Annotated in this window: 10 protein-coding genes; 6 read left to right on the forward strand and 4 right to left on the reverse strand. The window is 40.3% G+C overall.

What is annotated here, in order from left to right:
• Window positions 1-2 precede the first annotated feature (2 nt).
• Window positions 3-2,159 carry a c-type cytochrome gene (locus tag ED622_RS03870; protein WP_122032620.1) on the forward strand — a complete coding sequence of 719 codons (2,157 nt, stop codon included), beginning with the start codon at window positions 3-5 and terminating at the stop codon, window positions 2,157-2,159.
• 70 nt (window positions 2,160-2,229) lie between these two features.
• On the opposite strand, the gene ED622_RS03875 is transcribed toward ED622_RS03870, so the two are convergent.
• Together ED622_RS03875 and ED622_RS03880 are read right to left on the reverse strand one after the other, a co-directional pair.
• Window positions 2,230-3,354: a M14-type cytosolic carboxypeptidase gene (locus ED622_RS03875; protein ID WP_122032621.1), complete on the reverse strand. Its 1,125-nt coding sequence runs from the start codon at window positions 3,352-3,354 to the stop codon at window positions 2,230-2,232.
• A 45-nt stretch (window positions 3,355-3,399) separates the two neighbouring features.
• On the reverse strand, window positions 3,400-4,554 hold the full coding sequence (locus tag ED622_RS03880; protein WP_122032622.1) for a PLP-dependent aminotransferase family protein: 1,155 nt from the start codon (window positions 4,552-4,554) through the stop codon (window positions 3,400-3,402).
• A gap of 113 nt (window positions 4,555-4,667) precedes the next feature.
• On the opposite strand from ED622_RS03880, the gene ED622_RS03885 reads away from it, so the two are divergent.
• Window positions 4,668-5,537, forward strand: a complete 870-nt coding sequence (locus ED622_RS03885) for a GyrI-like domain-containing protein (protein WP_122032623.1) — start codon at window positions 4,668-4,670, stop codon at window positions 5,535-5,537.
• On the opposite strand, the gene ED622_RS03890 is transcribed toward ED622_RS03885, so the two are convergent.
• Entirely contained in the window at window positions 5,524-6,375 is an 852-nt protein-coding gene (locus tag ED622_RS03890; protein WP_122032624.1) for an EamA family transporter, read from the reverse strand. The genes ED622_RS03885 and ED622_RS03890 overlap by 14 nt on opposite strands.
• Window positions 6,376-6,527: 152 nt before the next feature.
• Here ED622_RS03890 and ED622_RS03895 point away from each other — a divergent pair, with 152 nt between their 5' ends.
• Together ED622_RS03895 and yghU are read left to right on the forward strand one after the other, a co-directional pair.
• Window positions 6,528-7,148, forward strand: coding sequence for a DsbA family protein (locus ED622_RS03895; RefSeq protein WP_045104190.1), 621 nt, complete (start codon window positions 6,528-6,530; stop codon window positions 7,146-7,148).
• Between the two features lie 52 nt (window positions 7,149-7,200).
• Window positions 7,201-8,061 carry a glutathione-dependent disulfide-bond oxidoreductase gene (gene yghU / locus ED622_RS03900; protein WP_122032625.1) on the forward strand — a complete coding sequence of 287 codons (861 nt, stop codon included), beginning with the start codon at window positions 7,201-7,203 and terminating at the stop codon, window positions 8,059-8,061.
• 80 nt (window positions 8,062-8,141) lie between these two features.
• Here the strand turns inward: yghU and ED622_RS03905 are convergent, their stop codons facing one another.
• A complete protein-coding gene (locus ED622_RS03905) occupies window positions 8,142-9,344 on the reverse strand; it encodes a putative manganese transporter (RefSeq protein WP_122032626.1) in 1,203 nt (400 codons plus the stop codon).
• A 322-nt stretch (window positions 9,345-9,666) separates the two neighbouring features.
• Between ED622_RS03905 and astB the strand changes: the two genes are divergently transcribed.
• Window positions 9,667-11,001 carry an N-succinylarginine dihydrolase gene (astB, locus tag ED622_RS03910; protein ID WP_122032627.1) on the forward strand — a complete coding sequence of 445 codons (1,335 nt, stop codon included), beginning with the start codon at window positions 9,667-9,669 and terminating at the stop codon, window positions 10,999-11,001.
• 488 nt (window positions 11,002-11,489) lie between these two features.
• Complete coding sequence (locus ED622_RS03915; protein ID WP_122032628.1) at window positions 11,490-12,959, forward strand: NarK family nitrate/nitrite MFS transporter; 1,470 nt, start codon at window positions 11,490-11,492, stop codon at window positions 12,957-12,959.
• The last annotated feature ends 29 nt before the right edge of the window (window positions 12,960-12,988 follow it).

The following is a 12,988-nucleotide window of genomic DNA, read 5'->3' on the forward strand; positions in this document are numbered from 1 at the left end:
TTATGACTGGATTTTGGAACGTATGGGTCATTAGTCTTACTGTTATCTTCTTAGCGCTAATGGTCTATGTGGTGATTAAATATTGGCGAACCAATCACCTTGCCGATAAAGATAAAACTATTGATTCATTTGATGATATTGATGAGAACGACGGACCACCGCCACGCATTATGTTTGTGGGCTACTTTGTCGCCTTCGCTTGCTCTTTGGTTTTCCTCGTTTTATATCCGGGGCTAGGTAATTGGCAAGGACTGTTAGGGTGGCAGCAAAGTGATGATACGGTTCAGGATCACAATAAGTCTTTGGATGAACAAATAGCTCAATTAGGTGAGGCCGATTTAACGGTACTCACTGCCGAGCCTAATATTGTGGCTTCTGGCAAAGGGCTATTTCAAACCCATTGCGCAGCTTGTCATCGTGCTAATGGGCAAGGTCAAAAGCATTTCCCTAATTTAATTGATAATGTGTGGTTATATGGTGGCTCTGATGATGCCATTTTGCATTCGATTCAAAAGGGACGTTATGGAGCAATGGCTGGGTGGATAAATATTCTTCCTAAAGAGGATATTCAAAACATCTCTTATTATCTGGCTTCTTTACAGCAGCGCCCACTTAATGCCCCTTCATTAAAGATAGATCTTGGTAAAACAGCCTTTATGAAAAGTTGCATTGCGTGTCATGGGGTAGATGCAAAAGGAAACCAAGCGATTGGGGCACCAAATCTATCTGATAATGTGTGGTTGCATGGAGGAAGCATTGAAGAAATACAGCACACCATTAATTATGGTTTGAATAACATCATGCCTGCGTTTGAAGAACAACTCAGTGATAACGATATCCTAGCGTTAGGGGCGTTTATTACCTCTCAGCGCCTAGCTTATGATGAAAAAATGGCCGCTATTCCACAAGAGGAATTAACACAAGGCGAATACCTTGCTTATGCAGGGGATTGTGTTGCTTGTCATAGTGCAGAAGGAGGAGAACCATTTGCGGGTGGGCTGCCTTTTGTTACACCATTTGGAACTGTGTATTCAACCAATATTACGCCTCATTACACAGAAGGGATTGGTGATTACAGTTATGAAGAATTCAAAGCGGCCCTTTATGATGGTAAAGGAAAACATGGCTACCTGTACCCTGCAATGCCTTATACGTCTTATCAATATGTGACAGAAGAAGATGTAAAAATACTGTGGGATTATTTGCAATCAATACCTGCGGTTTCACGTCGTAATGATGACAATAGCATGATGTTTCCGTCAAATATTCGATTAGGGTTGTTAGGTTGGAATATCGTATTTATGGACAGGGACCCTCTTGATTTAACCAGCAACATACCAGAAGGCTCCACAAAAGAAGAGGCGGATATTTGGGCTCGTGGTAAATATTTAGTCGCGGGGCTTGGGCATTGTTCGGAGTGTCATACGCCACGTAATATTGCTCAGGCATTAGAAACGGATAAGATCTTCCAAGGTAATATTATTGATGGTTGGAATGCGCCAGATATTTCATCTCGTGAGTTATATCAAGACCGCTGGGATATTAAATCACTGACTGATTTCTTACATACAGGGCATTCAGATAAGGGTTCTGCTTTTGGTGGTATGGCTGATGTGATTAAGAACAGCACAAGCTTTATGACGCGTGAAGATGTAGAAGCAATGGCGACGTATCTATTGGTGGGGGATGAAAATAATACCATTCCGCCAAATACGAAGCAGTTGCAACCGACAGGATTCACAGAAGAAGCCAAACAATCTGATATGTATTCTTTATTTGTATCAACCTGTGGCGCATGCCATGGTGAAGACGGTAAAGGGCGAGATCCTATTGCTCCGACGTTGTTAAATAACGGTATTATCATGCACCGAGACCCATACAATACCATTGCGGTGGTCATTCGAGGGTTAGAACCAAGCTACCTTAATGAAGAAAGAAATTTTATGCCAATGGTGAGCTTCCAAAATATATTAACGGATGCACAGTTGTCTGAATTGATTTCGTTTATTCGAGATTACCTTGGAGACCGAACTGAGGTGGTGACGACAGAAGAGGTAAAAACGGTACGAGAGAAACTTCAACAAGCAGGTTATGCTGGGAATTTCCATACTACGCCTGACATGTACGATAAACGAGATCGTAATATCAATGTCGATTAATTCAGATTTGTGAACATAAACGCTGATGTAATAAAAAGCCGATCATATGATCGGCTTTAGTTATATAAATTTACAGCTTACCAACGGTAGCCCAGATTGCAGATAGCGTGTCTTGACCAAAGGCGATGCTTCGCTCTGGAGACCAACCATACAGTTCATCAGCGTGGCTAATGTGATCTTTAAATGGCATTTCAACCGTATAAGATAGACATTTGAATTGCTCACCAACCCAGTTAGAACCAACGGTTAAGTTTGCAGTACCTGGCTCATCTTTGTCGTAGCCAATCTCGTCTTGAAACTCAGGAGTAATCGTTAGTAGCGCTTGTTTAAAGGTATTCTCTAATTTAGCTATACGCTCATTGTAAGAAGGAAGGCCTTCACTGCCTGCAACGAAGTTGTATGGAATAGCCTCATCGCCGTGAATATCTAAGAACATATCAACGCCGGTTGCTAGCATACGCTCACGGACAAGGAATACTTCCGGTGATCTTTCCATTGATGGTGTTTGCCATTCACGGTTTAAATTCACGCCAATCGCATTGGTACGTAAATGACCACGGATACTGCCATCAGGGTTCATGTTAGGGACAATATGGAAAACAGCTGTATCAAGTAGGGCACGGCCAACCGTGTCGGTTTCATCTAATAGGCGTGATAATAAGCCTTCAATGAACCATTCCGCCATTGTCTCACCCGGATGCTGACGACCAGTGATCCAGATGTTTTTCTTACCTTCGGCAGGCTCACCAATCGTTAGAATACTGATGTCATTGTTATCTAATGTCACACCAAGCGTTTCTAACTGGCAGCTGTGGTGCGTTTGTGCACCGTGAAGTAGGTCTTGGTGACGGTCGTACGAGTAAGGTGCAAAGTACGCGAAATACATTGAACGGTACTCTGGCATTACATTAAAGCTAAGTGTATCACCATCAAATTCAGCTGGAATGCGGAACCACTCTTCACGGTCATAAGAAGCAACCACATCGTAATCTTGCCAACCTTCAGGATAAGCAGATTTAGCCAATCCTAAAATTTTAAATGAATGCTGCTGTTGAGGCTGGCTTTCTAAACGAAAGTGAAACCATTGAGAGATCTCAGTTTGGTTATCGGCAGGAATAGTCAGCTGAATATCATTAGGCGTATTCGCTGCAACGACATGGATGTTACCACTTTCAAAATTACTGAATATTTTCATTTATATACCACTTAAATTATAAATTTTATGATGATTAGTCTACGCCTAGTTTAGCGCTTCATTCAATACTTTAGTTAAACGACCTACGGCTTCAACCAACTCTTCAGTATTTGCATTAGTAAAGTTTAGACGTAGTGCTGAGGGTGCGCCTTCTGGTTTTGGATAAAATACAGGGCTTGGTACCACTGCTACACCGTTAGCAATTAATGTTTTAGCCAGAGCGAAAGTGTCGCAATCTGGTAGAGATAACCAAATGAACATGCCGCCATCAACAGGATTAAGCACACAGTTTTTAGGTAATTGCTTCTGAAGTTCCGCAAATAGCACTTCATAGCGAGTTTTATACAGTGCTTGAATTTGTTCCATGTGCAGACCAAAATCAGCGTGTTTTAATAAACCAACCAGTAGAGCTTGCATTGGTACGCTTGAATGTAAATCAGCGCCTTGTTTTACTTTAATCAGAGGTTCTAAATAGCCTTTCTTACCTGTTACTGCGCCAATACGTAAACCCGGAGAGGCAATTTTTGAGAATGAACGCAGCACGATAGAATCGTCAGGGCAAAAAGTTGAAACCATTGGCAGCGCTTCGCCGGTAAAGCGTAGTTCACGATATGGCGCATCTTCAATGAAAGCGACTTTGTATTTAATGCACAATTCAGCCACTTTTTTGCGTGTTTCTAATGACCAACATACACCCGTTGGGTTGTGGAAATCAGGCACGGCATAGAACATTTTTGGTGAGTCTTGAATAAAGCATTGCTCTAGCTCTTCAAGGTTAGGACCAAAATCTGTTTGAGATACGGTTGCAATATTTGCTTGAACCAAACCAAATACTTGCATAGCACCAAGGTAGCTCGGCGCTTCCATTACTACGGTATCATTTGGGTTAATGTAAGCTCGCGCAATAAGATCTAATCCTTGCTGAGAGCCAGTACAGATCATTGGCATATGCGTTTCTGGTAATTGGTACATTTCTGTCAGTAGTTCTAACAGAGGGCCATAACCTGCAGTCGCACCGTATTGAAAGACTTCTGGCATATCAGACAGGCTTTCTAATGTTGGCTTCATTAAATCAATTGGGAACGTTTTCTCATCAGGTAATCCACCAGCGAGAGAGATAACATTCTTGTCCGTTGCTGCCGCTAAGATCTCTCTGATATAAGAAGATTGGATCTGTTGCAGTGAGTGAGCTATTTCCATATGTGTTCCCATCATTATCTTATTTATTTTATCCTTTGATAGTACAAGGCGTTGCACAACTATGTTTGTCCGTTTATGCTTATAAATATGTCCATTTATGCTATTTTGAGTTTATGACCCAACAACATATATCAAGAATCAATGATGTTCTGTTTTATATACATAAAGACATCAGCAAAGAGCTTACGGCAAAAGAGCTTTCTGAGGTAGCGGCGTATTCAGAGCAGCATTTTCATCGCATCTTTAAACAAGTGGTCGGAGAGTCTATTCATCAGTATATTCGTCGAACTCGCATGGAATATGCAGCGAATCAGCTTATGTTTGATACTAAATCGACCGTTTTAGACATTGCCAATACCTGTGGGTTTAGTTCGCTCTCTTCTTTTAGTCGTGCATTTAAGTCGACTTTTGATATGTCTCCGGGGGAATGGCGCAAGCATGATTTACAGATATCAGATAAACCGTATTTGAAAGATCCTGAAATTGCAGAGGGGTATTTAAGTGTGGCTGATAGAGTGTTACCTCAACCAAAAATCACAGAAGTTTCAGAACTGCTGGCGGCTTATGTGAGACACGATGGCTATAACCGCTCTATTCGTAATGCGTGGCTGGTATTAAAAGCGTGGGCAGATACAGAGAATCGAGATTTCTCTACTCAGTTTGGCTTACACCATTCAAATCCTGCATGGGTTGAGCTTAATAAGTGTCGTTATGTAGCGTGTATTGCGATTGATAAACCATTGAAATATCGTGGTGTGGTAAATCAAATGGTGATCCCTGGTGGGTTACATGCGGTGTTTCGGTTACATGGTGTATATGGGCAACTACTGCCACAAATCAGTACAGTATTAGAGAAATGGTTGCCGGCGTCAGGCTTTAAATTAAGATCGACACCAGCGTATGTGCGTTACCACAAAAACCATTTTTTAAATGAAACCGAAGAATTTGAGTTGGATTTTTATCTGCCAATTAGCTTTTATTAGCAAGATTCGGCTTATTTGGTTTCTTCATTTTGATGTTAGCAACCATGATAGAAAGAATAACCAATATTAGGGCGCATTTTTGACCATTAGAGATAGGCTCATGATAAATCCATATTGCTAAGGCGAGATGCAAAGTCGGTTCAATATATTGAAGTAAGCTTATCTTGCTTAATGGTGTTTTGAGAATAGAGATACTCAATAGCAGAATTGAAGCGAGTTGCAATGGTGCCGTTCCCATTAACTTGCCAAAATCTGCCAATAAGAGGCCATCAGAGTGAGTCATGATGTACCACAAGGCAATAGGTGCAAAAAGGATATGCTCAAAGAAAATCGCACCAAACGTATTTAATTTAATCAGTTTTTTAATGGCAATATAGCTAGCAAAAGAGAGTGAAATAGCCAAACTTAAAACAGGCAATTGTTGATCTAAATAAACATAACTAACAATGGCCAATACCATCAGAAATAGAGCAATTTTTTGGGGAGATTTAAGTTCTTCTTTAAAAAAGACAAAGCCCATAAAGAACACAAAAACAGGCGTGATATAAAAGGCTAATGATGCTGCCATGATATTATTGGTGATGGTTGCATACACAAATCCCAACCACGATAAATTCATCAAGATCCCCGCCACAAAAGCGATAGAGATATTTTTAGCTGTACATTGTTTCTTATCTATTAAGTTGGGTTTAAAGCAAAAAACAGCAATTAGAATCACAGCCGACCAAAAGATACGGTTAGATAGAATTAATGCAGGGCTGAAGCCTTCCAGTTGGTGGAAGTAAACAGGCACTAATCCCCATATAATAAAAGCCAAAGCCCCAAAAAATGTATACATAACGAACCTTTTAATAATCTACATCAACATGACAGTAGTGCGCTATTTGAATGGTGTCGATTCTATGCCCTTCTTTGATTTTTTGCTATTAAGTAATGCATCCCATATGATGAAAGGAATGATTACTGATATTAATATAAAGGAATTAAATTATGTCAGATGAAAAAGCGATACTTTATTACGTCTATGATCCAATGTGTTCATGGTGTTGGGGCTATAAACCAGTATGGGATAAGGTGAAGAAAGCCGTTTCTAATGATGTCGATATTGTCTATGTTCTTGGTGGGTTAGCGCCAGATTCAGCCGAGCCTATGCCACAAGAGATGCAGGTTCAAATTGCGTCATATTGGCAAAAAATAGAAAATTACCTAGGTACTTCTTTCAATCATGACTTTTGGGAGAAAAATACACCGCGTCGTTCTACATATCCCTCTTGCCGTGCCATTCTTGCTGCACGATCTCAAGGTGCTGAATTAGCAATGCTTGAAGCAATCCAAACCGCTTATTATTTAGACGCTAAGAATCCAAGTGATAATGACGTATTGCTCGACTGTGCTAGAAATATTGGCTTAGATATGACTCGCTTCGAGTTAGACTTATTATCTCCAGAGACAAACCAAGCATTGTTAGATGAAATTACATTTTCTCGATCAATTGGTCGAAGTGGCTTTCCTTCTTTATTTTTTAAAACAGAAGATGAGCTGATTGAGTTTCCAATTGATTATGAAAAATCAGAAGGAACCGTAGCATTATTAAAAAGTCGTCTATATTAATAGATAACAAGGTAGCGATGTACTTAACTTTCTAAATGGATAAGGAATGACGATGGCAATTGAATACACACCACCGAAAATTTGGGTTAATGACACTGATGGCGGTAATAAATGGGCGAATATCAATAGCCCAGAATCAGGTGCAAGGCATGAGAAAAAGCTTCCGGTAGGCGAGCATTCTTTACAGCTTTATTCTTTAGCGACGCCTAATGGCCAAAAAGTGACGATTCTATTAGAAGAGTTATTAGCACTAGGCATTAAAGAGGCTGAATACGATGCCTACTTAATCAATATTGGTGAGAGTGACCAATTCTCATCAGGCTTTGTGGATGTTAATCCAAATTCAAAAATCCCTGCGCTAGTTGATCATTCTGTTGATCCTGAAGTTCATGTTTTTGAATCTGCTTCTATCTTGGTTCATTTGGCTGAGAAATTTGGTCAGTTTTTACCAAAAGAAGGCAGTGCGAGAACCCAAACCTTTAATTGGCTATTTTGGGCTCAAGGCTCTGCACCATTCTTAGGTGGTGGTTTTGGTCATTTCTATGCGTATGCTGATGAAAAACAAGAATACCCAATTAACCGCTTTTCAATGGAAGCAAAACGCCAACTAGACGTACTTGATAAGCAACTTGCTAAAAATACTTATGTTGCAGGTGAAGAGTACAGCATTGCTGATATGGCGATTTGGCCATGGTATGGCAACCTAGTATTAGGTAACTTGTATGATGCTGCGGAGTTTTTACAAGTAGACTCTTACACCAATGTGGTCCGTTGGGCAAAAATGCTTGAAGCCAGAGAAGCAGTACAGCGCGGTAAAATTGTCAACCGTGGGTGGGGCGAAGAGTGGGAGCAAGTGCCAGAACGTCATAGTGCCGCGGATATTGATGAAGTATTAAAGAAAAAACCGAAGTAAATTTCGTTGTTATTTTTTATATACCAAAGGCGACAGTATTATACTGTCGCCTTTTTCATTCGCATGTTCTGAACAATAACTTACATCTCAAACAAGAAGTAATAACCATAGCCAACTACAAAGGCAGGAACTGCTGAGTAGAAGGTCGCAACCATTGCCGCTTTTGGTGCTAAAGCAATTGCCGGGAATAGCGCGTCACCATCATTTGAAATTGCATTTGAAAGCTGTGCTGACATTGGCATCGCACCGGATAAATATAGGCTCGTCACTAAAATCTGAGGACCACAACCCGGAAGTAAACCAATCGCCAAGCCAATCAGTGGCATCCACATTCCATAGCCTAAGAAGACCGTTTGTAAATTGATGCCTGAGAAGTAGGTGGTTAGTTCAAAAATTAAGAAAGCGACAATTACCCAAGCAGAGATAAAGTTAGTGTCTTGCGCAGCCTTTTGCATTGGGTGCGAACTTACACACTTATTATCTTCTGAAACCGTTGATTGATAATCACTGATCTCTTTGGTTAACGACCATAACATCATGCTGCCAATCGCTAATATTGCGCCAATCCATTCAATGCTGTGTTGTGGTAAATGAAACAGCTGATTTATATCCACTTGAAACGAACCGAGTAGGGCAATTACAGTTGCTGGAATTAATACCCATTTCCAAAATACACCCTGTAAGTTGATCGCCTTTACTTGTAAACATGATGTGTTTTGTTCTGAATTTTCAGATTTTTGATCTTGTTGTTTATCTTGAGTCTCAGGGCGTAAAAAATCGTCTTTATGTAATGCATTTACAACAATGCCTGAGATTGCACCAACCACAACGCCTAATGCCATTACGCCAAATCCCACTTTAGGTTGTGCGGCAATTAATAAGAACGCCGCATCACCCATGGTAGCCGTTAATACCGCGACGACTGAGCCAAAACCAACTTTACCGCTAATGTATTGAGTGGTAACGACAATGGCACCACCACAACCAGGCAGAGCACCGAGTAAAGATGAAAACACCACTTGGTTGGTACGAGATTTATTATAAAGTGCAGTAATACGATTGGTTTTACCCATTATATTCGATAGGTAATGGTAAATAACCAATGTGAAAGCTACGTAGGTAGATACCGCCCAAAAAGCATCAGATAAGGTTGTTACGGTGATTTCTCTTGTCGTTTCTGCCCCGACTAAGGCCAATAAAGTGATAGGCAATAATAGACGCTTGTGTTGCAGTGAAAACTGCGAAAGCGAGAGTGATTGTGAAAATGAATGAGTAGTCATCATAAGAATAAAGCCATCAGTAAATGCGAATGATTATCAGTATATGCAAATGAGAATTATTATCAACTATCATTTTAATAGTTTTTCCCGATGGATAAGATATTTTTGTATACATAAAATAATTAGAATAAAAATCTGCATAGTTATTTGATAACAGAGAATAGTTAATTAAAAGTCATTAAATGTTAAATAAAAGTTGTGATTGTGCGCTTGTTTGGTGAGATCAAATGCTGCTGACTCAGTTTAATTTGCTACTATCAGGCCAATAAATAGATTAGGCCAAAGTGCTTAGTTAGCTGATAAGAGAACGGTTATGAGGGAACATATGAAAGCAGTTGAAGCGAATTTTGATGGCCTTGTTGGGCCAACGCATAACTACAGCGGTTTATCGGTAGGGAACATCGCCTCTAAAAATAATAAATCCGGCGCATCGAACCCAAAACAAGCGGTAAAGCAAGGCCTAGAAAAAATGAAGGCTCTGCATGATATGGGCTTTACTCAAGGGGTGTTAGCGCCACAAGAGCGTCCAGACATTCATACTCTGCGTCGTTTAGGCTTTTCTGGTTCAGACGCTGAAGTGTTACAAAAATCTCATCAATATTCACCACAACTACTCGCTGCGTGTAGCTCTGCCTCAAGTATGTGGACAGCAAACGCAGGTACGGTTTCTCCAAGTGCAGATACCTCTGATGGCAAAGTCCATTTTACTCCTGCTAACTTAATTAATAAGTTTCACCGTTCAATTGAAGATGAAGTGACGGGTAATATCTTAAAAGCCACGTTTGCGGATGAAAAGCACTTTGCTCATCATGAAGCTTTGCCACATAGTGACTACTTTGGTGATGAAGGGGCGGCAAACCACACTCGTTTTTGTAATGAATATGGCGAACAAGGTGTTGAGTTCTTTGTCTTTGGTAAAAGTGCATTTGATGAGAGCTACCTTGCTCCGAAAAAATACCCAGCACGCCAGACGTTAGAAGCCAGTGAAGCGATTGCACGAACGCATGGTTTACGCGCTCAATTTACGGTATTTGCACAACAGAACCCTGATGTTATTGACCAAGGTGTATTTCATAATGACGTTATTGCTGTCGGTAATAAGAACACCTTATTTTGCCATCAACAAGCATTTTTGAATCAAGAACAAGTGAAGTTAGCTCTAAGTGCTTCTTATGGTTCTGGCTTTAATGTTATTGAGGTTCCAACAGATAAAGTGTCGGTGCAAGATGCAGTCGAAACTTACCTGTTTAACAGTCAGCTAATCACCAAGTCGGATGGGACTACCTTGATCATTCTTCCACAACATTGTCGTGAGAATCCAAGAGTATGGGCATATCTAAATGAGCTAGTAGAGCAAAAACGCGGTATTGATGAGTTGCATACCTTTGATTTAAAACAGAGTATGCAAAATGGTGGTGGGCCAGCGTGTTTACGTCTACGGGTTGTATTAAATGAAGCAGAGAAAAAAGCCGTCAATCAACATACCTTGATGAACGAACAGCTATTTACAACGTTAAATCTGTGGGCTGATAAGCATTATCGAGATCGTATTGAAGACAAAGATCTTGCGGATCCACAGTTATTATTAGAATCACGAGCAGCGCTGGATGAGTTAACACAAATCATGCAGCTTGGTTCTGTGTATCCTTTCCAAAAATAAGTGATTAATGGCTTTACATCAGATTATGCTTAAGCGAATTAAGTCGTATGCTAAGTTTAAATTTGATTATAGAGCCATTTTTTATTCTTCGATTTAGTTATAGAGTAATATCAATCGTAGTAAATAACTGATCATCCTAACTGGTTTAAATACTCGATAACTGTGTTGAATTGTTCCAATGAATTGGCATAAACAGGGAGGATTCAGCAATGTCGTTGGTGATTTTAACTCGTGCTTGAATTTCATTGTTTACATTGTAAATCGTCGCTATATGGTCGTTTCGAGTTGATGTGCCTTTACTGTAAGCTAAGTGAGCGTTATCAAATTGGTCAAGCGATGTGATCTCACTAGGAGTATGGGGTCATTAGAAGGTGAACCTTACCTATCTTCATCGCTTTATAAGCATCACCGGATATATCGTTAACGACTTACTCTGTGCGTGTGATGGATCACTATGTACAAATATGTCTAACTCATTAAAGGACTCAATGATGACAGATAAATTTTCACTGTTTTCATTTTCAGGAAAGATGAAAGTACTGCATTTAAGCTGGATGGCTTTTTTTATTACATTCATGGTGTGGTTTAACTTTGCTCCTTTACTTAATGTCGTTAAAGAAACGCTTGGATTAAGCTCTGAGCAGATAAAAACTTTATTAATTCTTAACGTCGCTTTGACGATCCCTGCACGCGTTATTGTCGGAATGCTAACGGATAAATATGGACCAAGAATTGTCTATTCTGTCTTGCTTGCGGTCTGCTCTCTTCCTTGTTTTATGTTCGCTTTTTCTGATTCGTTTATGCAAGCAGCTATTGCTCGTTTTTTACTTGGGTTCATAGGAGCAGGCTTTGTCGTCGGTATTCGTTTAGTTTCAGAATGGTTTCCTCATCATGAGCTAGGTACTGCTGAAGGGATTTATGGGGGCTGGGGTAACTTTGGCTCTGCCGCCGCTGCATTTACATTGCCAACGGTTGCCCTATGGTTTGGTGGTGATGAGGGTTGGCGTTATGCAGTCGCGATCACCGGAGTCATGAGTTTACTGTTTGCTTTTGTATTTTATTCGAATGTTACTGATACACCAAAAGGCGCGACGTATTTTAAACCTACCCATTTAACGGCAATGGAAGTGACCTCTATCAGTGACTTCTATCTGCTTTTGATTATGAAAATACCAATGTATGCCGCATTAGCATTGTTGGCTTGGAAATTGTTACCATCGGGTATCGATATTCTTTCAAGCGTGATGGTTAATGCAATTTATATGGCGTTAATTGTGATTTATTTTTATGAAGTATCACAAGTTTGGAAGGTTAATAAAGCCATATTTACCAATAATGTTGCGCCACATCACCAATATAAATTTAAGCAAGTAGCGGTATTAAACGTTTTGTATTTTGCGACCTTTGGATCAGAGTTAGCAGTTGTATCTATGTTGCCATTGTTTTTTTTAGATACGTTTGAATTGACGCCTATTATGGCAGGAATGGTGGCCTCGGCGTATGCGTTTATGAACTTAATGTCACGTCCCGGAGGTGGATGGATATCGGATCGATTTGGTCGAAAACTGACATTAATGATCTTAACCGCAGGGTTGGCAGTAGGCTATTTTATCATGGGTCAAGTCGATAGTGAGTGGCCACTATGGCTTGCTGTGGTGGCAGCTATGGCGTGTTCTTTCTTTGTTCAAGCAGGTGAAGGCGCCGTATTTGCTACCGTTCCATTAATTAAACGTCGTATGACAGGGCAAATAGCGGGGATGACTGGGGCGTATGGCAATGTAGGTGCTGTAGTTTATCTAACCATACTTTCCTTTGTTGAGTACCAAACCTTTTTCTTGGTGATAGCAGCAACGGCAGTACTTGGCTTTGCAACATCACTGTTGATGGAAGAGCCAAAAGGGAAGATCACCGAAGTGAATGATGACGGCAGCATTACACTTATCGATGTCTCTCATTAAACTAAGCTTTGGGTAGCCATCTTTGAAAG

It is taken from the genome of Aliivibrio sp. EL58, assembly GCF_900312675.1.
In the GTDB taxonomy this organism is placed as follows: Bacteria; Pseudomonadota; Gammaproteobacteria; order Enterobacterales; family Vibrionaceae; genus Aliivibrio.